This is a genomic window from Nonlabens agnitus, from assembly GCF_002994045.1.
In the GTDB taxonomy this organism is placed as follows: Bacteria; Bacteroidota; Bacteroidia; order Flavobacteriales; family Flavobacteriaceae; genus Nonlabens; species Nonlabens agnitus.
Genome location: NZ_MQUC01000003.1, coordinates 3040419 through 3061753, shown reverse-complemented (window position 1 = coordinate 3061753; position 21335 = coordinate 3040419). Strand labels below are relative to the sequence as shown.

The window sequence follows — 21335 nt, the reverse complement described above, 5'->3', positions numbered from 1 at the left end:
TTAACCCTTCGACAATGACATCTTATTTAAAGCAAACGTGGCATTTCTATGCCACCATACTAGTCACGTTAGCTAGTGGCCTAGCCCTTATTCTCTTACGCAATCAACCTTTATCCTTCTGGCATTTGCTATTGTTGGTCACGTTGTTGTGCAGTTTTTCATTCTTTAGCTACATGTTCATTCGTGGCCTGGACACCTTTGCAAATCGTGATAAGCATATTGAGATCATGCATAAAATGAATCCAGATGTACAGGCACAATTGAATGAAGAACGCCGCAGGAAACATTATGCCAAAAGACAACCTGCAGACCAGCGTGAGATCTTCTTCTTTGGCAGTCATAAGCAGGTGACAATAACGGCACCAGATTACAAACGGGCGCTCAAGTACTTCTATACCATATCCCATGATCTACGTCGCGAGGGCGGCATATTTAAGTATTCACCGGTAGGTCATTCCACAAACAAATAGGATCATGGCAAAGAAGAAATGCGACCGGTGCGAGATAAGTTGCACCGTACACAGTGAATATAAAATGGGAATCATGCTACATGTGAAGGGGAAACACTTAAAGCATAATGGACATAATCCCTACCTCTTTTCCATGCTGGCACACAATGCCAAGGATTTTGAGTTCAACAAACAAAAGTTGCTCAAGTTCCTGCATGAGAAAAAAGCACACCTGTTGCCCTATACTAACTGGCTCTATTTCTATAACAATAGAACAGGTTCCTTTATTGAGAAAATCAAACCAGATAATGCGATAAGTACGCTTTCGCGAAAGCTAACCCACAACAATTAATATGCAAAGAGACAAGATCACCGTTACCCAAATCCCTAGAACATTACTCTACGACCTGCGTGACGTGGTAAAATGGAAAACCGTGCAGGTCAACAACCTACTGGCAAGTCAAAACACCTATGAGGGCTATATAGAGATCATCTACAGCATAGGCATACACCTATGGTATAACCTTAACGCGAGGCTCAATAAACGGTACCCACCTAATCAGTATCGATTGACCCTAGAGTTACACGATGCCCGGTTTATCTACAATGCCATTCTTGAATATCAAAAGTCACATGGATTGGATGCACAGCTTGACAAGTTCAAGAATGCAGTTCACTCACAATTACCGGTACATTATGAATCTATCCAGTTGTCAAAAGATACTCAACACCTACCGCCGCACCGTCAAGAAACGAATCGTGAACCTGGAACGATCACAAGCCTCTCCATTGGACCCATGGCACCGCATTGAACTGGATAACGAACTATCAATGGCTCAACAACAAAATGAAGTGCTTATTGATGCCATCGAGATACTACAACGTGAAATGAATAAAAGAGATAAAAAGGCGTAACAGTCGGCCATAATGGACTGTAATATTTAATTCAACAATCATGAGTACAGAAGAAACAACCCAGAAAAAAGAACCCAGATTCAATGCCATACGAGAGCATGGCCGCAATTGGGTACGCGATGGACTAACTAGGATCAAAGAGATACCTGGTGAGCTCAAAGATGCCAAAAAGGTAGCCAAAACCGCTAACAGCCGTGAAAACCTAGGCGACGATCGCGGTTTGAACTACTTGAAGAAACTCTAAAAATGAAATATCCAGCGCCAACAATGGCGCTGGATATTTTCAACAACAATAACCTTAATACTACCACAAATGAAATTTAAAGACACCGTTACAGCCGTAGGCAAAAGCATGTTATCAACGCTCGTACCCTATGAGATTGAAAAAAACATTGAAAAGCAATTCAAGACATTTCCTGATGTTGAAGAATTATCCATCATTGAAGAATACGAGATCCAGTTAAAAAAATTGCGGTACCGCTTTTCTGAATCTATAAAGTCTGCAGTAATTATAATGCTGCTATCCATAGGATCACTGCAGGCACAAAACAGCATTCGACCGCAAAAAAATGAGCAGTTTTTAATATCTACACACGTGGATCCAGTGGCATCGATCAAAGAAAAAGGTTTTAACCAGGCATTTGAGTTTGAGTATGCAGGTCCATGGATCTACACAAAGGCCGGCATTGAATATTTTACAGGTTTACCCGTGACCACCTATTTTGACTGGCACGGTGCCATAGGTATTAATGTTGTTGCTGGTTATGATGAGTTGTTGCGCTTCTATGCCGGCGGTCGTATAGGTCGCATCTATCGCGGTAGTTATGGAGCAAATCCCTTTAGAGGTTTTGAAATGGGCGGTACCATAAAGCTCAGCCCTTCATTTAGAATTGGATTACGTGGCACCTATGACCGCCGCAATGATCAAAAGCTATTCAACGACCCTGTTATCTATAGAGAAAGTGGCTACGTCACATTGACGTGGATGGTTAAAAATTTGAGGTGATGGATAGGATCAACGAACTCACAAAACTTGATAAGCCTATTAGCAAATTTCTGTAGCAGAAGATTAATGTTTCATTAGTGAACGAGATTTTTTGCTTACTTTTAAGTTCAAAATATATATTATGGCTGGTAAATATCTTTTCAAAGTTTGGCAGAACGGGAATAACAAAAAATATTATTGGAATGCCAAGTCAACTAACAATGGTGAAATTGTGGCCTCATCCAGTCAAGGCTTTGCTTCAAAACAAAGTGCGATCAGGAATGCTGGATTAAGTGGATTTAAACCCTGATTTTATTCATAAGCTAGGTTTTCATATAGTTTAATTTGCTTTATAGTCCTTTTGGATTTTTTACTATCATCATAGTCAGAACAACTATTTGAAATATAGTGCTTGACTCAATTATAGTAATTTGTGATAGTCCCTTAAAATTATGAAGATGACTTTTTCATCCTGAATCTTATACAAATACGTAATAGACTTGGACTATTTTATACAAAATCAGCCTTGATTTAGTTCCGAAAACGATTTTATTTTAATGCGCTATTACCAAAATATCTTTACTCAGGTTTACATATGAATTTAATGTTCAAATTCCTTATGAATTCAAAATCATCTATCCACTTAACATTCATATTATCGCAAACATGAGGGATTTTAATTTTAGTTGGTTTTTTAAATTGGTCCTTAATTTCCTTTGTGACTACCGTTGCATTCTCCTTGATCGCGTGAGCAATAACCCAAGGGTCAGCTAATGAGTGAATACCGTTGCTGGAAACGAGATATTTATGACTAGAATCAGAGGCATAAATTGATTTTAAACAGCTAGTAACCTCTTCGTCAATTTTTTTGATTGGAATATCACTATTTTTTAGCCAGTCAAATAGATTGTCTTCACCTTTCCCAATTTCTTCATAGACTAATTGGGGAATAAAGATTATACCTTTTCTACCTAAGTCATTCAAAATCTCCCAATAAGATGGACAAATTTCTGGTGAGTAATATTTTTGCCAAGCTTGAATCAGAATATTTGCATCAATACAATACACTACTTTTTCATCTTCAAACATTAGGCAAGCAGTTTTTCAAATTTTTGGAATTTATTAATCTGCGTGTTAAGAAGATTACTAGCAATAGTTGGCGACAATGAGCCATTATTGAAAGAGTCCATTACAATTCTCGTGAACAATTTACTGTTTTTATTTAGGCGTAGGAGATAAGTATCTGGCCCTCCCTCTCTTGCTCTTTGCTTTTCTTTTTTAATCTTTTCCTTCTCCAAAAACTTCTCAAATTGGTCTTGAGCACTTTGTTTCAAAATCTTATATTGAGGTTGAGAGATTAAATTTAAGTTTAAAGCTCGAACCAACAAGGCAAAAGAACTTATACCAAATTGTTTTGCTTGTTTCAAAATCAAGTCATTAGAATCAAATGAATCCGCACCTAACTGGATCATTAGCTCCCTAGGCATTAGCGAATTAGCTGCAACTTGATTGCAAAACATTTCTACAGGATGAAATTTTGATTTTGGCTTATCTGAAAAATCGAAATCAACCTCGTTTGATATACCGGATTTAGCTATCCATATATGTGCTAACTCGTGAACCAATGTAAACAATTGAGGAGCATTCCAATTTTTTGAGTTCACAAATACAAAAGGGGCAAAACTATCAGCAATCGCAAAACCTTGAATTAAGTCTCTATCTAGAACTAAACGCGAATGCAGGTAACTAGCGCGGGTTATGAATATACCTGCAGTCTCAGCCTTTTCAATCCAGACATTTATCGGTGCTTTTTGATAATTACCAGGATTAATTTTTAAGGTGTCCAATATATCCTTAGCAACAATTTCTGGATTATCATTAATAGAATATTTCCCGACAAAAGGAAGTTTGTCTTCACCAATTTCTTCGAATAATTCACTTATCCAATTCTGCTTTTCTTGTACATCACGAATTATGAATAATGACGCCGTATCCAACTCTTGCGCATCATTTCTTCGATAGTCTTGTAGAGGCTGAAAGTCCTTTGGTATTTCTGGTAAAAACAAAAGCGAAAATGGTCTCCTAAAGCTTTTTGATAAGATCTGAGCTTGTCTAATTGTTGGAAAGTCGTCACCATTTTCCCAAGACAAGTACCTTTCAGGAGATACAGGGACTTTTTTTGCAGCATCTATAACGGAGATATTAGCGGACTCTCTAGCCCATTTTAAAATCTCGGATGTTATGTATGCTTTATCAGCCATTACTTTTTAAACAAATGTAGAGTTTAAATTCCTAATGTAATCAATTCAACCTGTTGCTAACTCGATGAAAGATGTTAATAACGTCAAAATGACCCAAGGCATATTTATCGTAAATTGCGATGTAATTAACACCTATGCATTATGGACAAATTTTAGGGTAAGAACAACGCCCTTTTGAGTTGTTCAGTTTCAAGTTTAGCAAATGGCTAAAAATGAAGAAAGACGACCCTGGTGGATCGTCTTTAAAAAAGAGATAAAAATGTTTTTGCGTGGCTGCATCCATTTTATCTTCGACTGCTTGTTGTAGTTGATCACCAATTCCTGACCATCGTGGCAGGTCTTAAAAATGTTCAACCTTTAATTAAAAGCTCGTTGTTTCAGCAACGGGCTTTTTTTTGTTTAAAATATCAAATACAACTGTCGTGCATAGGATAGTTCAAACTCTTGAACAAATATAACAATACTTATAAAAGTAATTAGTAGTTGTACTAATTTAAATTAGTTAAAGCTTGAATAGAAATAAAATACAATCAGTTAATTATTTCAACTATACTTGATACTGTAATACATCAAATAGAAAGCTATATTTATAAGCAAACAAAACTACCTATGGCCTTAAATAATTTGTTCAAGATCAACTTACCCTATGGACTTTATGTTCTACAAGACGGCCGTATAGCCTTTTTTAATCGTGAATATCAACCGTTAGGTTATGGAGAAAGATATTTGAGCGGTAAAGAACAAAGAGAGATTTTTAACAGAATAGCAATTGATGTTCCTAAACTGACTATAGATCGGATCAGAAAGATTTTAGATGAATCTGAACTAAAAACCTCATTTAAATTACATGATGACGCAGATTACAAATATCAGGCACATTTTTATTTCGATGGTGATAACCCGGTAAATACTGAGAAAGCAAGTCATTACAAAGAGTACTTCAAAATTTTGAAGGAAATCACTAAGTATCAAGTTAAGAAATAGAAATTTCGACTTGGACTACATCGACATCAATAACGTATCAAATCAATAAATTTGTTCAAATATTAATTCTCATCAATATGCAATCATTTTTTAACAAGATTAAAGAATACCAAAAAGAATATTTTAATCAGCTGAATAACAACGGGTATTTCCTTTCTAAGAAGTACCACTTGGTTTTTGGGTTTAATATTGTTTCTCAAGAATCTGTTGCTTTGAAAAATGAAAAGCATCATGAAGTTACCTTTAGAGATGAAAAAGATTTAGAAGATTTTATAAACGAATTGAAGTTATATTCTCGTGATGAATTTAGGAATAGAGTAATGTCAAATACCAAGCAATTTCCGGTAATAATTCAGATAAAGAGAATACGAAATCTCGAAGCTCAAGAAGAGCAAAAGTAAAAAGGATAATTATGCAACATTTCTATCTATCATATATTTTTCTATCAACGGTTTTATTAAGTCCGTTGAATTTTTCGAGATAGGGAGTTCTATAAAGTAACCTGAGCTCAAAAGTTCTGAAGGCAGTATTCTTTTTAAATCACTATCATTATAGAGATCTTCAATAGAAATTGAGTGTAAAGATGCGTATGATCTCAAATACCTTTTCATCCTCTCCAGCCTAAGAGGTTTAAGAGTTAATAAGGATTCAAAACCCCAATCTTCCAACTTCAAATATTCTTGATTATTATAGAGGTGACCACGAATAACTTTGATGCAAAAGCCTACACAAGTTGTTATATCAAACTTTGCATTTTTCAAAAATGATTCCTTTGTGACTGAATCGTAATATGAGTCACTAAATGCAAAACCAAATAATGGGCTAATCCCTTTTTTCAAAAGTATCTCACAATGTGTCAAAAATGCTGGAACTTCCTCTTCAAAGATAATATCTAAAACCTTAATATGTAATTGATTAAGGGTTTCTTCCTTACCAGTAATTTCGACTAAAACAACGTTTTGTGAATCAAAGTGAAACGCATATTGCTTTTCATCAAAACAAATAAATAATCCAGCATGATCCGCAACACCATTAGTCATTGTACTGTAAATAGCTACGAAATCAACTGAAAAATCAAACTCATTGGCGCTTGTTAATTCATCATCAGTAAATAATTTTAATCCTTCATCCATCCTTAATAAACTTTACCAACTTGATTCTCTAGAATTTTTTCAATTTGTGCCAGAACTCCAGTCAAATCTTCTTCTTCACGCAATCCTTTAGAAATTGTCAAGATTATTCTTAAATAACTAGGTAGGGCAAAATCATTAATGAAACAACGAATAAATTTTTTTGCTTTTATATATTCTTTATTATCATAATAATCCATTAATTTCTCACTGATAGCATGGTATGGCTGAGTACCTTCCAATTGCTTTAATTTTTTAAAAAAAGAATCAAACTCTTGAAATAAATCTTCTGAAGAACCTACGTAAATATCACAATATTGATACTCTATATTATATTTCAATTGTTTAGCCCATGCAGATATATGAACCTTTCTATACAATAGGGTATTAATTTTTTGAGCTTCTTCCTTTGTACACTGAATTGTAAACGATCGATCATCTGGAAGTACTAAATGAAAATTAGGTTTGGAACCGCCATTCTCCTGAAGAACTCCAGAAATAAATTTAATATTGTAATTATTGGGTAGTTTTACTCTTTTCCTAGTCTTCCTAAACTTTTTGGAAAATAGCGGTTTGATACTTTCGGTTTTTTCATCAACCGTATAATTAACCTCAAATTCCTGGAATTTTTCAACATTATGAAGAACCTTGTTAAGCTTTCCAATGTAAAAATTATCACGATCTTCTTTGCTCTCAGCAGCAGTTTGAATTTTTTTAAAAACTACCTCTAGCCCTGGCTCCTTTTGTATTGTTGAATTTTCAAGAGTTGGACGATCGTAAAGAGCTATAGCGGCGCTTGATTTTTTTAATCCAATTTGAAGGTTCAAACCAGCTTCATGTTGTGCTATGGACAATAATGCGTCTAAAATCTCTCTAACAGCTAAAGTGTCAGCAATTGACATTCTGTTCAGATTTACATTATTTCCGTCAGCATCCTTTTTAAGGATAAACTCTATTTTGTCCATGAACCGATTTGGGAGTTTAAAAATATACCTTTTTTAAAATGCAAAACAACAATTATTGATAATATTTCATTTCTTTCCACTATTATACATACGACCGTAAGTAGGTTGTGGCGCTGCGGTACTTATAGTTACTCGCACTACTCCATTATAGGTGGTACTGAGGTATCGCACACGGCTATCATGTTCCTGCGGTACCAGATCCAGGTTGATAAGGCAATACAACAACGTGGACCGCTCATACCTAAATTCCCTAAACATATCCGCATTCATAGCCATGAGTTCACAAAGAAACTCAACATCTTTATTGGGTACTGCCATAGTTCTAACTTAATCGCCTGTACACCTCGAGAGCCTCACTATATTTTATAGCGTGTAGATTTTTGGCCTGTTCTTCGGTTATAGGCACCTTGTCATTTTTGCGATATTCAACAACAACTTCCCAGATGGTCGTTGCAACGTCCTTTTCACTCAGGTTGCTGAATTTTCTTTTGATTGTCTTCTTTTTGACGGCATTGTTAAACTCATCCAGATCGTTTTTAGGATCAGATGCATGAGCCGCATTGGTGGTACTTGCGTTCATATAATAAGGTTATTGTTGTCTCAAAAATACGGGATTTAGATGTTTTTCGCTTTCGCGAAAGCGAAATAACTGTGAGAAACTGTAGAAAACTGCGTGAAACTGTTTAAAGCTGTTCAAAACGTCCAACAACTGCCTAAAACTCTGATAACGTTATTGTTGTTGCCCTCATATTTGTCTTCAAGTTTTTGGTAGGACTAAGGTTAATAGGCGCATTTCCAAAACTGGCAATGCGCTTTATTTCTTAACCACCATAACTAAAAACACAGATCATTGACATGATGACACGCAATGAGGTTAATGCATTATTAAGAAGGGAAATCATACAGGATGGATCTTTGTACGATGCATTGATTCCAGTTACAGATTGCCAGGTATTTGCTCAAGGTTCAGGAAATCCCAAAAGGATTTTAAAAGAAATGGCAACATACGCCAGCAAGTACGCACACCAGATTGAAAAGGTAGCTAGAAAGCTGCAACAACAATCACTGGAACGCACTTGTGAGGCATTCTACCAGTTCCAGCGTGACTATTTCCAGTATGATGTTGACGGTAAGGCGCAACGATTGCGCACACCAGCATGTGCATGGGCAAATAGACGTGAAGGAATGGATTGTAAAAGTTTTGCAATCATGAGCGCTGCACTTTGTGCCTCTATAGGTATAAGGTCAAAAATGCGCCAGATCAAAATGGTAGAAACAGGCGACCGGATTAGTCACGTTTATGTGATTGTTCCCATAGATCAAAAAACTGGATCCCTCAACAGCGGTTATTATGTAATTGACGGCAGCGCACTAGAGAATAGAGAAGCGCCGCATTATTGGAACAACGATATGGAGATATTACCATTTTACGGGATGAATGCAGCACTGGCAGGTATGAACTGCGGTTGCAAAGAAAGTAACAACAATGCGCTAGAACTTACCTCTAACGAGTACCATCGACTACAAAATTTCATTCAAGAAAAAGTTGACAACGGTGCATGCCCTGAAATGATGCAGAAAGCAGCAGAAACCTGCTGGAATAAACTTACCAATAATATTACCCCTAAGGTCATCGCCACCGACACCTGTATAACAGTTGACGGTATGGCGTTCCCCTATAACTATATAGGTGACCAACATCAAGGAATGAACCTAGACCCCTTTACAATGAGCCTAATTGCAGGATCATTAGGCGGCGGTGGCGGTGCAGAAGGTGGCGGCACTGGTGGCATTCTAGGTGGTGCAGGCGGTTCTTTTGATTTAAGTCAATTAACTGGTGCATTAGATGGAATAGTAGGAATCTTTGACAGTGGTACAGGTGCCTGTGGTATTAGATTTGAAAACGAACGTAAAAAAGGTCACCCTTTCTTCCACGACAAGCGTGTTCACCTTAAATGGCGTGATGCAGAATTTGTATTGGCTCATTTTGGCGACAGCCTTTTAAAGCATGGATGGCGTACCAACCACTGCCCTAGTAGCAGCGCTCAAGGAGATTTTAAAAGAGCCGAGGATGCTTTCTGGACAGTTCTAGCAAAGTTTCTTGACGATGTTATTGCAGGTAAGACACAATTGCCAGAAAGTCTGGCAAACGATGATGATCTAGTCATCAGGGATTACATACTACAATTTGTAGATAAGTTGCCTCAAAACAACAATACTGGAAATGCCTATGTAGATCAAAATGGCAATCTAGGTGGTTTTGACAATCCTTACAACGGCTATGATGGTGGTGGTGTTGAGAATGGCGGTTCATGGTCAGGAAACCCATACAACAATTACAACCCTAATAACCCCAACAACATACCGCCTAAAACCGCAGGAATAGGTGGTAAGGAAGTATTGATAGGAATAGGACTCCTTGCAGCCGTAGGCGCTGGAGCCTATTATTTTAAGAATAACTCTAAGCCTACCGGCAAATCAAAATAATCACTAAAACCCAACGCTATGAAATTTGGAACTCCAGATAGCAAAACATTCAAAACCGACGGCGTGATGCTAGGCGGTATTGCTGTAGGTGGATTAGTTCAGGAACCAGCTCAACAGCTTATTACTGGAAAATTTCCACAGGCAAGCAAGAAATTAGTAAATATGGCACTGGCAGTCGCCGGTATAGGCGCAGCCCTAGCCATTAAATCAAAGGACACTACCAGCAATGGCCTTAAAGGTCTTGCCGCAGGTACAGGTGTTGCCGCTTTAATCGCTGTAGGACGTGAAATGGTTCCTGCAAGCACAAAGGCAGAAGTTGCCGCAGGTCAAAACGGCTTCATGAAATCCCTATTGGGAATGAATAGCACCTTCCAGTTTCCTACCATACGTCGCACTGCGCAACGTGAGGAACCTATTAGAAGAATCGAAAACCGTCAAACTAGCGAGAACCCATTTGAGGGAATGCGCATAGCACAATAACCCGTTCTACCACCGGACAAAAATTCAATTTAAACCTTCAACAATAATCTAAAAAAGTAAAAATGAGAACATTTGTATTACTAACAGCACTAATGAGTTTCTTCGGGAACCTAAGCGCACAAGGCGGCCTAAGTCCTAAAACCAAGAACACTCTAGCAGACTGGAAGCAAAAGAACGAGATTAACTACAACTCATTCATTAGTGATGAAGTGTATGTTAAGGCTTTGATAGGCCTCAATGGTACTGAAAACCTAATTGATGCCAATACCAAAAAAGTAGAAGGTATTTCTTCTACAGATGCTGGTGAACTTGCCAGAGCTCATAGGGTAGATGGTATTCAAGTCACTTATTCTGTACTCGCAGCAGCAGCAGCAGATGCAGGTGTACCAGCCTATACTGATGACCTACCCGTTAAATTGAAAAATGCGGTATTGATTTTCAAACAAGGTGGTAAAGTGTTACAATCTGGACTTGTGGAAAGCTATATCAATGCAGGATCAACTAACGTGAATGAGCGTTATACTGAGGTATTCCCTTTTGCACTTTCAAATAACACCCCATTGGAAATTGACATTAAGTTCCCACCTAATGGTGATGCAGATGCTAATAATTTCCACTATGTGCAGGTTAAGTTGCGTACCATCGCACTTGATGCATAATAATTAAGCTACCCTCTTTTCAATTCTAAAACGCCTAGCCTGTGTAGGCTAGGCGTTTTTTTATTAACGCTTTCGCGAAAGCGAATAATTCACAATCAGATGAACACACAACCTTTTAAATTATTCAATATTGACATTGCTGCCGGTACCAGATCAGGCCAGTCAGGTAATGTAAAATTGGATCCAGGTACATACGACCGCATTCACATCGTCAATAGGTTCAACAACAACTTGGACAAAGCGGCAGAAATTAAAGTAACAGATGCAACCGGCAGTGAGATCATGCCTAAGATTGATACTCGCGGCCTAGAGCAAACTGGTGGTGAATTTCTTGAGGCAAAGGCACCTTGTCATGTAGAAGGAAACCAGTCCATCAATATTGAGTTTACAACTCATGCAAACGTTGATGCTGATACTAGCTATCAAGTAATTTTTTGGAGAAAAGATGCTTGTAAAAGGTAGTAATAAGGTACAGCAGATAACTAGAAGTGGTTCATGGACCGCTGATAATTTCTTGAACCCAGTTTTCTATAATGCTGGTGGCACTGCAGTAACCGTCAAGCTATTGGATCTTAAACCTAATATTCCTTATGTAGGATTCACAAATGATAATCTCATTCTCAATGATGAGTATGACATAGAGTTTGAGGATCCTGCCAACCCTGATAACCTAGTCTTAGTGTATTACCAGTTGGTAAACGTTGACTTTGAGGCAATGCAGCCCAAGCCTAGTTGCCCTTAACCATTCATAACCTCGCATTTTATGAGTAATCGAATACAAGAAATAGAAGATTTTATTGCCAACGATCCCAAAGCATTGATGAAAATCTATGCTAAGGGTGATCGTAGCAAGAAATCTCCTATCAACAAGCCTAACGTTAAGGAAAACCCTGCAGAACCTAGCAATATCTACTATAAGGATTTTCTAACCACAAATAAGTCATTCAAGCAGTATCTGGATGATCTTATTGCGGTTCATGGACAACCTATATATATCCAGGCTAGAAAAAAAAACGGCAATACAACCACACCTTCCAGTATTCCAGTAATTGAATACTCGTTGGGAAATCAGGATAGCGCACCAAAGCAACAACCCAGCAACAACATGAACCACAATCAACAACCACCACAGCAATTTCAACAACCGGTTCAACAGCAACCACAAATGATGGATTTTCAATTTGGTGGAATGAATGCAGGAATGAGCGCCATGGTGAGTGAAATGGCAGATTTGAAGGCTAAAGCACAGCGCAGTGATGACTACCTACGTGATATGAACGACTTGAGAAAAGAGTTGTATGAAGAACGTACCAAAAATTTAAATCTGACTGCAGAGAAAAACGATCTGACTGTTTTTAAAAATAACGCAGAACGTGAAAAGGAACTGGCCATTGCCCTCTTGAAATCTGAAAACAAATCATTCATGGAAAGTGAAGGGTTTAAAACCATGATGGAGCAATTGCCAGGACTTTTACCATTGCTCGCTGGTAACGGCGGTCAAATACCTGAATATGCTCAAGGTCAAGGAAATCCCAACCCTAGACTATCTGAGGTCAAACAACAATTCATCGCAACGATTTCCATTCCACAAGTAAGTGATGGGCTTGTAGAGTTGCTGCAGGAAATAGCGCAACGATTGAATATTGAAGAATACTTAACAGAGCTCTATGCATTGAACGATAAATACCCTAATCAACAATGAGCGCATTAATTGAACAAAAAAACCGAGAGAAGTACGCCAAAAAGTTTGCTGAGCTCTCCACTGAGGATCAAAAAACGCTATACGAACTCGCAAACGTACCCAAAGGCATTGCCCTATTGCGTAAGAACAAAAGCAAGCTAATGATGTTTGCAAAATTAGGTTAGAATGAAAAACGAAGGAATGAATAATCCATTGGTGGTTGCATCAGCTGCTGAGGCTGGAATTGAAGTTGTAAAAGACAATTTTAAGCCCATTGTAATAACTGGTGCGGTTATTCTAGGTCTTATTTTTCTTCCTAAAGCCTACAAAAATTGGAGAGCTGGCGCATATGCAAGAGCCAACGCAGGTAGCCCAAATGTTGTTGCCGCTGGCATTATAGCTAATTCTTTTACAAGGTTTGAATTTCCAGGCACATTGAGTTGGATTCTTCCTGATATTAATATCTCTACAAATGAAACTGCATTGAATGATATTGCTAGTCGTGTCACAAGTTTCAAGGATGTAAGTGATGCTTACTATATACTATTTGATAGGACTTTGGATAAAGATATTCAGGAAGGTTTAGACACTGAGGAAATGCAAACCTTCTATGATATTTTAAGAGCAAAGCAGTACAACGAGGACACTCAAACCTATGCGATTGGAAGCGAACTATACTGTGCCGCAAAAAATGGAATACAAGTTTTTCAAGCTGTAAAAATTGGTAATGGATGGACAGGAACCGGTGAACTCTACGATAATTTCAAGTTTAGAGACTACGTAGGTAAAGTGGTTGCTTACGGCATAGTTCCAAAAGGTGATGCTAATGGTAATGATGGTAAAACTTACTACATAGTTGAGGATTGTTTCGCTTTTGGATTGGGATGCTCATTCGGTGTCGTTTTACAAAGTCAAATTAGTAATAAAAAACTGTAATGGACACAAGACAAATAGCATACATAAGTGGTTTTGACGATTCATTATCCATGGACGGGTTGAAATACCGCAATGATCTTAATCTAGAGAATAGTTTGATGGCTCAATCTGGAAACTATCAATTGCCTACCAATGATTTTGTAGTAGAATATCGATTACCAGTTCAACCAGTTTATAACATTGACACGGTTCCTTTAGAAAATCATGTAGTTGAGCATCGCCTACCTATTGAAAAACCTTTACAAGATGTATTGCTTGATAAGCCATTAACTATAAAACCTACTTATCAACCGCTAGTGAGCCATGTTGAATCACCAATCAAACAACCTATGATGACGATAACTGCACCTAAAATAAAAATCACTGGACGTATTGTTGATGCTTTTGGATCACCTATACCTAAAGCCCATATCTACGTTGATTCTAAGACAGGTACCGTTTCTGATAATTCAGGACGTTTTACACTGTACAACGTACCTCAAGATGCATTGGTAGAGATTAGTCACATAGGCTACACAACTGAGTTGAGAGATGCAAGCTCAAATATGGGCGATATCGTTCTTGATGTTTCATTTGAACAATTAGAACCCATTGAATTGACAAATGAAAAGCCAGTGATTACTTCTTCACCTTCTAAGCCTATCAACTGGAAACTTTATGGATTAATTGGAATAGGTGCCATTGCCATAGGTCTATTCATTTATTCTCAACCTAAGGTCAAAAACGTCTCAATGTAATGGGAGCAATAATAGGATTATTACCAGATACCGGTGGCGACCAAAACAACAAAGTAGAACAGTATTTTGTTGATGCGTTGCGCGTGCCTTTCGTTTCAGATGCAATGAATCTTGTAGGTAATCTGGAAGTGGCTGGCGATGAAATCTATATCGTTAACCATACCGTTGCGAGAGACGTGGTAGAAATAGGCGAACCACCTGCAGTGCAGCTGGTCCAAACGTCCTATTTATTCCAACCAGGTAAAGGAACGTATGGCGGTATCTTAGGCACTAAAACTACAGAAGCCGACTACTTTTTTCTTAAAGAAACTTCTACAGATCCTTTTCCCATTGCAGATGGAGTAGATCCAGAAAACGTTGAGATAAAAGAAATATTTATTGACGACGTGAATACACCAGTTGATGATCTTATCAATGAGGTGGTACCATCCTTTGGCCTAGAAACCTACGAGGTTGTAGCTGGTCAAGACTGGTATTTTAGAGTAACGCAATTTGCAAAGATCGCACCTAGACCCAGCAAAGTTTACAGATATGTAGGCGCTGCAGGAACCTATGGAGTAAATGGCGATCCAGTAGCACCAGAAGATTTTATACTGGTATCTGACAACTCAAATGTTGAAATCAAACGCGAGATCACAAAATTATCGCAGCTGCTTGATGATATTGGCGCAACAGAGCCAATAGTTAAAGACACTTTTTTTGTTGATAGGTTTATAGGTAACGATCTAACAGGACAATTTGAAAACGCTAACAAGCCATTTAGAACGCTGGATGCAATCTTTGATTTATTTACACGTAATTCCACGTCAAATGAAACTGTAAAAATTCAGATTTTATCTGCTGGGGATCACCCAATTATAAACCCTATTGGATATTATAATTTGGAAATTACATCTACCAAAGCGGCATTTGTTGATTTAACCAATTATGGCGATCCTGCCGGTGGCACACAAAACCTTTATTATGCTAGCAATGTTTCCGGGAGATACACCTTGCGATTGAATCTGCCAAACGGTGGAATCAAAAATTTATCCAATAATAATGGTGGTCATATCAGTTCAGAGGATGTTGATGCTTATATCAATTGCAATGAGATCTTATGGACTGCTGGCTTTCGAGTAATATCTGTAGCCAAAATAGTTATTGAAAAATTGAACATATTTGATTCAAACGGCATATTAGCATTACCAACAGGGTCTATAATTGAATTAAACGAACTGACTATTTCAGGCTCGGCAATTTTTGGTAATAATGAGATAACAGTTAAAGCCAATACCTTAAACATCATTGGGAGCATTTTTAATCCGTTAGGTAATAACAATACCTGGGAGTTAGGAGATATTAACGGAGATATAAAATTTTCATATTCTCATAATAAAAACCATCACATTGTTTTCAATAATTCCAATTTTAATGGAGATCTAAATTTTAGCCAGCAAAACGGTAAAATCACGTTATCGGGTACGGCAAACAATTTAAACATAACAGGTTCTACTGATAGTTATGCAGGACGAGTATTTGATCTGAACTTAATAAATTTCAATTGCTCCGACCTTACAGGGTATTTTAGGTTGACAGGTAATAGTTTCCCTAAAATAACTGCCGTTAATTGCTATATCCGTAAGTCTGACGCTTTACCCCTTTTTGTAGCGGATAACATCACAGATTTAACAGCAGTAATTCAAAAAACAATACTGATACAATCGGCTCCAGGCTTTTTATTACGCACTAATTTATCATCTGTTAGAACAAATATAGAGGTAGGTGGATTTGAAAGTAATTGCCAATCGATCACAAATGATCCTGCCGTAGGTGTTGATTTTAACGTGGCATCGTTTAAAGATAAATTACAGGAACTTGTCATTAGGTCAAAAACAGATTTGATAAATCGATCTTTAGATCTCAAAACAACCTATACCATTGATGGCGATCTAATTCTATTGGCCGGAGAATTTATAGAGGTGCCAGCTGGTGGAAATCTAACCATAAACGGCTACGGTCTTGAAGCGTCAAAAATAATTAAGAACGTTCCAGGCGAAAGTATTTTTAAAAGTCCTGCTGGTGGATCTGGTGGGCTGCAAATGCAGGGATTATCATTTACCACCACAGGCAGCGTTTTTGATCTTGTTGATGCAACAGGTTTTAATGCTATAGAGTGCAACGTTATAAATTTTGATGGTTGCAATAGCTTAGGTGTAATTAATGACTACAGACAGTTTTTAGGCACCACTATAGGGATTTATGGCTGTAACGATGGCTTTACATTATCTGGATCGTGGAACGGCTTTAAAATAACAAATACCAACGCCTTTGGCTTTGGTGCTGCTGGAACCTTGTTTAAAAAAGGTGTCGATCTAACTTTTTCAAGTAGATTTTTTGCGGAGTTAAATGTTTCCTTGCCAGCGGGTGCCATCCTTTCAGATTTTGATAATACTAATTTCCTATCGGACAATTTGTTTCAATTAAAAGACGGTCAATATACGTTAGACGGCAATTCTGATGCCGTGGTAAATACGCCGTTACTTTTGCCAAACATCACCGCAAAGGACAGTAAAACGCTATGGGAGCAAAACGTAGGTCTTGAAGATAGTTACGAGCCATTCACAAGGCTAAAAGGCGAGGACGGCAAATTTTATGAATTATTCATCACTGCAGCTGGTGTCATTGATAAACGAGAAATTTTATAACCCTTTCGCGAAAGCGAACTAAAAACAAAATAACCACAACCCATGAAATTAGCCTATGCCGTCTTACTATTATTAGGATCTGCGCTATTTGCATACTGTTACTTTTCGCGTAACAAGGCCATTGCAGACAGTGGTAGGTTTTGGCGTGGTTTGACTTTTATGTTTTTGTGCCTATCGATCAATTTTACACTACGTCATTTTGAATTGCACAACCCATGGTATCACTCGGTGATCTTTTCTGTTTTTGGCTACTACCTGCACGACACTTTTAAATCCAGTTACAAGAACATTAAAAGCAGCTGGGCCACTATGAAAAGCAAGGAACAGGTGGACGAGATCACCGCAACGCTGCAGGCCGAAAACCAACGGTTAAAGGAAAAAGTAAATCAAGAATTAATTAAGGCTAACGTATCGGCTCATGTAAAGGAAATGATCACAGTCGCAATAACAGAATAATGAAATATGAGCGAACCTGTTATCATCGCGTTGTTCGGTTCTTTAGGTGGAATTATAGCAGCGTTTAACTTACCTAAGATCCTGGAAGCCATGAGAGCCTACAGGGAAACCAAACATAAAAACCTAGTGGCAGAACTTGCCATTGAAAAGGAAAAAACAGAGCAGTTAAAAGTAGAACTGCAAAAAGTAAAAGAACAGTTAACTGAATTGCAAATAAAATTATCCATCGTGGTACCCATCGTCAAAAATTTGAATAAGGACGATAACGACACGCTGGAACTAATGAAGATCATAGAGCGCAACACAGGCATTAATCTAACACCAGAGATATGAATAGAGCCATTGATATAGCATTACAGGATTACGGCCTTAAAGAGGTGCCAGGTGCAAACCATGAGCAAAAGATCATTCAAATGTTCAAAGATGCCGGCCACAGCTGGGTGCAGGATGATGAAACGGCATGGTGTAGCGCATTTGTAAACAGCGTGCATCACAAGGCCTGTTTACCGCTTTCGCGAAAGCTAAATGCAATAAGCTGGCTGGAAATAGGCGAGCCGGTTACAGATCCAGTCGTGGGCGACGTGGTAGTGTTCTGGCGCAAGTTTAAAGGCAGCGGTTATGGCCATGTAGGTTTTTATATCAATGAGACTGACACGCACATAAGAGTATTGGGCGGCAACCAGTCCAACGAGGTCAACATAGCATTATACCCAAAGGATCGACTAGAGGGATATCGCAGGTTTAAGCAAATAGAGGAATGAGAAAAGTAGGCAACATTATACTAAAAGTCGTTTGTGCAATTCTATTGCTCTCATTTCTTATGGCCGGTACCAGCTGCAGATCTAAAAAGAAAGTGAGTGAAAAACTCATTGAAAAAACCACCGTTGACAAGTCCAGCGAAAGCATAAGCGAGAAAGAAACGGTTAAAAGTCTTGCCATTGAGGACCAGCAAACCATACCGGTACCAGCTGCAGATACTGGCGATCCTATTCTGGATAAAAAAGTGAATAAAGAAGTGGACCAGATCCTTAAAAAAATAAAGTCCAGAAAAACCAGCGGTTCCAATAGCAGTACCGTTGATTATGACGAGCAAAAGCGCGAGATCAACATTAATACAACCGTTGGCCCAACTGAAAGCAAAAAGCAATTAGAAGTAAAAAATGATAGCCTGGCCACCACTAAAAATAAGCTAGATCAAGGCACAAGTGAAACCGTGCGCACCGTCTGGCCGTGGTGGTTATGGGCTTTATTGATAGGCGGCTCAATTGTGCTATTAATCCGTATCTATTTAAAATACGGTACGCCTACAAACAGGATCAAATAATTAATCATAAAGAATCGAACTAATGAGCAACACACAAAAAGCCGTACTGGCAATAATAGGATTAGGAGCCGCTGGGTATGCTGCATGGTATTACTTCACGCCACCAATATTTAGAATTTTAAGATGGGATCATCAAAAACAGTCTGGTGAAATCCTCTTTAGTGGTAAAAGATACTGGCTTCTACCTATCGATGATGATGTAGAATCTAGGTTCCCTGGTCGTAATAATCACATGCTCGCCCGTAGGTTGGACAATGGAAAAACTGTTTTTACTATAGAGAAAAACGGTGAGCTTATTGAATTAGTCAATACGCAATCCCTATTGAGCTAGATATGAATCAAAAAGCGATCTATACCATTGCTGGAATTGCCGCTGGTAGCCTCTTACTCATGAGCGCCACCAGCGTTAAAAACAGTGCGCTTTATAAAAAGTCGCTAGCTGGTATGGAATCACTTGCCCGTAGTCAAGGCATTACGTTGACTAAAGAGCAAAAGGATAATCTGGCGTTGATTATCGCGGCTAACAATAAGCACAACCCAAAGGATAATGGGTCGCAGTTGGCGTATATCATAGCAACGGCATGGCATGAAAGTAAGTTGATGCCCGTGCGAGAAGGAACTAGAAGTTCACCACTCACAGATGCTCAAGCAAGGGCCTATGTAAATCGTCAAGGTTATGATTATGCCAGGGTTCTAAATGGCCACGTTTACTACGGGCGTGGTTTTGTTCAATTGACCTGGCTTGAGAATTACATAAAAATGGGATTAAGACTAGGTTATGATCTTGAGAACAATCCAGACCTAGCAATGAATCCTAAAATAGCAGCCGAAATATTAGTAGTCGGTATGCTCGAGGGAATTTTCACCGGTAAAAAACTAGGTAATTACGTTGGTAATTATGATTACAATGATTTCTACCAGGCACGTCGTGTGGTAAATCATTTGGATCGTGCTTCACTTATTCAGGATTACACAATAGAAATAATTAATGGCTCCATGGCCGCATAGAAAAATTTAATCACGCTTTCGCGAAAGCGTACTAAACACAAAAAGATGAATACAATAGTCTCAGTCGCATTAGGAGTTGGATTAGGAATTTGGTGGTGTAGATCAAATCATGATAAGGTTTCAGATATAAAAGGTGGCGCAGCGGTACCGCCCAATTTGCCTAAACCTGCATTCATTGAGGACACTTTTTTTATTCCTAAATCACTTGTAGTGAATGAAGGTTCAAGTGTTAATCCAATCGACTGTCAAAACATTAATCGATGCGTATCATGAGCATTTTGACTGGTGTGGTATCGTCCATTTTTATTAATAAAATATTGTCATGGTTGGATGGTCTAAGTTCAACCGGTGGTTTTACCTATGATATTTCCATGTTGGATCGTACTTCAACAAATGTATCTATGGAGTTTATTATTAAAAACGATACTGGCGATATCGCTCACATTCAACCTTCCTCAATAAAACTTTTTGGCATCAAATCCTTGCAGCAGGATCCTGAGCTCTTAGGTCAAAAGGATTTGCTTTTTGATAAAATCCTACTTAAACCCAACGAAAGCCATCTATTCACAAATATTGTTTTGCCATTCTCCATCGCTCCAGATATGGAACCATTATTTGAATTGAGCGGCGTTACTGGTGATAAAACCAAAATTTTAAAGCCTATACAATCGTTTAAAAGCCTAGCGGTATTTGATGAGCGTAATGCTCAAATCTATAAAAGCATCAATCATGAATAAATTATTACTAATAGGCGGTGCAGCTGCACTAGCGGTAACCGCTTTTTCATTTAAAAAGGTGACTGACTACAGTGACATCATTGACCAACTGGAATTTAAGCCTTTAGACATCTCTAATATTGATGTGGATTTTGAGAAGATTTCATTCAAATTAAAAATGTTGATCAACAACCCTAGTCATAAAAACTTGAACCTAGATACATTGGGAGCGATCACCCTAAAAGAACTGGTAATCAATAATTCATTAGGTAATCAAGTGGCGCGAGTTTTTGTAAATCAAAGCAATATCAACATACCGGCAAACGGTGGTTATCAAACTGGATGGCTACCAGTTAGCATACCACTGGCAAATGCTGCAAGCATGTTGCTAGGTGGTTTTGATTTTAATTACATGGCCTATGATTACAAGGGAGTTTTGACAGTGCCAGCAGTAGGAAATTTTGTAATAGGATAA

General features: G+C 38.1%; 32 protein-coding genes. 26 read left to right on the top strand and 6 right to left on the bottom strand.

What is annotated here, in order from left to right:
- Positions 1-14: 14 nt before the first annotated feature.
- The 6 genes from BST86_RS14065 to BST86_RS14765 all read left to right on the top strand — a co-directional run bounded on the left by BST86_RS14065 (position 15) and on the right by BST86_RS14765 (position 2659).
- Positions 15-470 carry a hypothetical protein gene (locus BST86_RS14065; protein WP_146126778.1) on the top strand — a complete coding sequence of 152 codons (456 nt, stop codon included), beginning with the start codon at positions 15-17 and terminating at the stop codon, positions 468-470.
- A gap of 4 nt (positions 471-474) precedes the next feature.
- Positions 475-801: a hypothetical protein gene (locus BST86_RS14770; protein WP_146126777.1), complete on the top strand. Its 327-nt coding sequence runs from the start codon at positions 475-477 to the stop codon at positions 799-801.
- 1 nt (position 802) lies between these two features.
- Positions 803-1261 carry a hypothetical protein gene (locus tag BST86_RS14055; RefSeq protein ID WP_105983798.1) on the top strand — a complete coding sequence of 153 codons (459 nt, stop codon included), beginning with the start codon at positions 803-805 and terminating at the stop codon, positions 1259-1261.
- 143 nt (positions 1262-1404) lie between these two features.
- Positions 1405-1608, top strand: coding sequence for a hypothetical protein (locus BST86_RS14050; RefSeq protein ID WP_105983797.1), 204 nt, complete (start codon positions 1405-1407; stop codon positions 1606-1608).
- Between the two features lie 69 nt (positions 1609-1677).
- The gene (locus tag BST86_RS14045) at positions 1678-2370 is read left to right on the top strand and encodes a hypothetical protein (RefSeq protein WP_105983796.1); all 693 of its coding nucleotides are present in this window, start codon (positions 1678-1680) and stop codon (positions 2368-2370) included.
- A 121-nt stretch (positions 2371-2491) separates the two neighbouring features.
- The gene (locus tag BST86_RS14765) at positions 2492-2659 is read left to right on the top strand and encodes a DUF1508 domain-containing protein (RefSeq protein ID WP_146126776.1); all 168 of its coding nucleotides are present in this window, start codon (positions 2492-2494) and stop codon (positions 2657-2659) included.
- A 269-nt stretch (positions 2660-2928) separates the two neighbouring features.
- Here the strand turns inward: BST86_RS14765 and BST86_RS14040 are convergent, their stop codons facing one another.
- Positions 2929-3438, bottom strand: coding sequence for a DUF4411 family protein (locus BST86_RS14040; RefSeq protein WP_105983795.1), 510 nt, complete (start codon positions 3436-3438; stop codon positions 2929-2931).
- Entirely contained in the window at positions 3438-4610 is a 1173-nt protein-coding gene (locus tag BST86_RS14035; protein ID WP_105983794.1) for an ImmA/IrrE family metallo-endopeptidase, read from the bottom strand. The genes BST86_RS14040 and BST86_RS14035 overlap by 1 nt, the downstream gene beginning before the upstream one ends.
- A 609-nt stretch (positions 4611-5219) precedes the next feature.
- Here BST86_RS14035 and BST86_RS14030 point away from each other — a divergent pair.
- Positions 5220-5594 (top strand): hypothetical protein, encoded by a 375-nt coding sequence (locus BST86_RS14030; RefSeq protein ID WP_105983793.1) that lies wholly within the window; start codon positions 5220-5222, stop codon positions 5592-5594.
- Positions 5595-5671: 77 nt separating this feature from the next.
- Positions 5672-5995 carry a hypothetical protein gene (locus BST86_RS14025; protein ID WP_105983792.1) on the top strand — a complete coding sequence of 108 codons (324 nt, stop codon included), beginning with the start codon at positions 5672-5674 and terminating at the stop codon, positions 5993-5995.
- 9 nt (positions 5996-6004) lie between these two features.
- On the opposite strand, the gene BST86_RS14020 is transcribed toward BST86_RS14025, so the two are convergent.
- From BST86_RS14020 to BST86_RS14010, 4 genes are all read right to left on the bottom strand, one after another.
- Positions 6005-6727: a hypothetical protein gene (locus BST86_RS14020; protein ID WP_105983791.1), complete on the bottom strand. Its 723-nt coding sequence runs from the start codon at positions 6725-6727 to the stop codon at positions 6005-6007.
- A gap of 2 nt (positions 6728-6729) precedes the next feature.
- Positions 6730-7689 carry a hypothetical protein gene (locus BST86_RS14015; RefSeq protein ID WP_105983790.1) on the bottom strand — a complete coding sequence of 320 codons (960 nt, stop codon included), beginning with the start codon at positions 7687-7689 and terminating at the stop codon, positions 6730-6732.
- A gap of 66 nt (positions 7690-7755) precedes the next feature.
- Positions 7756-8007, bottom strand: a complete 252-nt coding sequence (locus BST86_RS14760) for a hypothetical protein (protein WP_146126775.1) — start codon at positions 8005-8007, stop codon at positions 7756-7758.
- A 4-nt stretch (positions 8008-8011) separates the two neighbouring features.
- Positions 8012-8269, bottom strand: coding sequence for a hypothetical protein (locus BST86_RS14010; RefSeq protein WP_105983789.1), 258 nt, complete (start codon positions 8267-8269; stop codon positions 8012-8014).
- A 275-nt stretch (positions 8270-8544) separates the two neighbouring features.
- Between BST86_RS14010 and BST86_RS14005 the strand changes: the two genes are divergently transcribed.
- The 18 genes from BST86_RS14005 (at position 8545) to BST86_RS13925 (ending at position 21335) form a co-directional block, all read left to right on the top strand.
- A complete protein-coding gene (locus BST86_RS14005; protein WP_146126774.1) occupies positions 8545-10176 on the top strand; it encodes a hypothetical protein in 1632 nt (543 codons plus the stop codon).
- An 18-nt stretch (positions 10177-10194) separates the two neighbouring features.
- Positions 10195-10656 (top strand): hypothetical protein, encoded by a 462-nt coding sequence (locus BST86_RS14000; RefSeq protein ID WP_105983787.1) that lies wholly within the window; start codon positions 10195-10197, stop codon positions 10654-10656.
- A 62-nt stretch (positions 10657-10718) separates the two neighbouring features.
- Positions 10719-11315 (top strand): hypothetical protein, encoded by a 597-nt coding sequence (locus BST86_RS13995; RefSeq protein WP_146126773.1) that lies wholly within the window; start codon positions 10719-10721, stop codon positions 11313-11315.
- Positions 11316-11414: 99 nt separating this feature from the next.
- Positions 11415-11777, top strand: coding sequence for a hypothetical protein (locus BST86_RS13990; protein WP_105983785.1), 363 nt, complete (start codon positions 11415-11417; stop codon positions 11775-11777).
- The gene (locus BST86_RS13985; protein ID WP_105983784.1) at positions 11761-12057 is read left to right on the top strand and encodes a hypothetical protein; all 297 of its coding nucleotides are present in this window, start codon (positions 11761-11763) and stop codon (positions 12055-12057) included. Before BST86_RS13990 ends, BST86_RS13985 begins: the two co-directional genes overlap by 17 nt.
- A 21-nt stretch (positions 12058-12078) precedes the next feature.
- On the top strand, positions 12079-13017 hold the full coding sequence (locus BST86_RS13980; RefSeq protein ID WP_105983783.1) for a hypothetical protein: 939 nt from the start codon (positions 12079-12081) through the stop codon (positions 13015-13017).
- Positions 13014-13181: a hypothetical protein gene (locus BST86_RS14940; protein WP_172443358.1), complete on the top strand. Its 168-nt coding sequence runs from the start codon at positions 13014-13016 to the stop codon at positions 13179-13181. The genes BST86_RS13980 and BST86_RS14940 overlap by 4 nt, the downstream gene beginning before the upstream one ends.
- A gap of 1 nt (position 13182) precedes the next feature.
- Positions 13183-13932 carry a hypothetical protein gene (locus BST86_RS13975; RefSeq protein WP_105983782.1) on the top strand — a complete coding sequence of 250 codons (750 nt, stop codon included), beginning with the start codon at positions 13183-13185 and terminating at the stop codon, positions 13930-13932.
- Positions 13932-14669 carry a carboxypeptidase-like regulatory domain-containing protein gene (locus BST86_RS13970; RefSeq protein WP_105983781.1) on the top strand — a complete coding sequence of 246 codons (738 nt, stop codon included), beginning with the start codon at positions 13932-13934 and terminating at the stop codon, positions 14667-14669. Before BST86_RS13975 ends, BST86_RS13970 begins: the two co-directional genes overlap by 1 nt.
- Positions 14669-17356, top strand: coding sequence for a hypothetical protein (locus BST86_RS13965; protein ID WP_105983780.1), 2688 nt, complete (start codon positions 14669-14671; stop codon positions 17354-17356). Before BST86_RS13970 ends, BST86_RS13965 begins: the two co-directional genes overlap by 1 nt.
- 42 nt (positions 17357-17398) lie before the next feature.
- A complete protein-coding gene (locus BST86_RS13960) occupies positions 17399-17812 on the top strand; it encodes a hypothetical protein (protein WP_105983779.1) in 414 nt (137 codons plus the stop codon).
- A 6-nt stretch (positions 17813-17818) separates the two neighbouring features.
- Positions 17819-18145, top strand: coding sequence for a hypothetical protein (locus tag BST86_RS13955; RefSeq protein ID WP_105983778.1), 327 nt, complete (start codon positions 17819-17821; stop codon positions 18143-18145).
- Positions 18142-18573, top strand: coding sequence for a TIGR02594 family protein (locus BST86_RS13950; protein WP_105983777.1), 432 nt, complete (start codon positions 18142-18144; stop codon positions 18571-18573). The genes BST86_RS13955 and BST86_RS13950 overlap by 4 nt, the downstream gene beginning before the upstream one ends.
- Positions 18570-19136 (top strand): hypothetical protein, encoded by a 567-nt coding sequence (locus tag BST86_RS13945; protein ID WP_146126772.1) that lies wholly within the window; start codon positions 18570-18572, stop codon positions 19134-19136. Before BST86_RS13950 ends, BST86_RS13945 begins: the two co-directional genes overlap by 4 nt.
- 22 nt (positions 19137-19158) lie before the next feature.
- Entirely contained in the window at positions 19159-19467 is a 309-nt protein-coding gene (locus tag BST86_RS13940; protein ID WP_105983775.1) for a hypothetical protein, read from the top strand.
- A gap of 2 nt (positions 19468-19469) precedes the next feature.
- Entirely contained in the window at positions 19470-20144 is a 675-nt protein-coding gene (locus BST86_RS13935; protein WP_105983774.1) for a glycoside hydrolase family 19 protein, read from the top strand.
- 260 nt (positions 20145-20404) lie between these two features.
- The gene (locus BST86_RS13930; protein ID WP_105983773.1) at positions 20405-20881 is read left to right on the top strand and encodes a hypothetical protein; all 477 of its coding nucleotides are present in this window, start codon (positions 20405-20407) and stop codon (positions 20879-20881) included.
- Positions 20874-21335 (top strand): hypothetical protein, encoded by a 462-nt coding sequence (locus tag BST86_RS13925; protein ID WP_105983772.1) that lies wholly within the window; start codon positions 20874-20876, stop codon positions 21333-21335. Before BST86_RS13930 ends, BST86_RS13925 begins: the two co-directional genes overlap by 8 nt.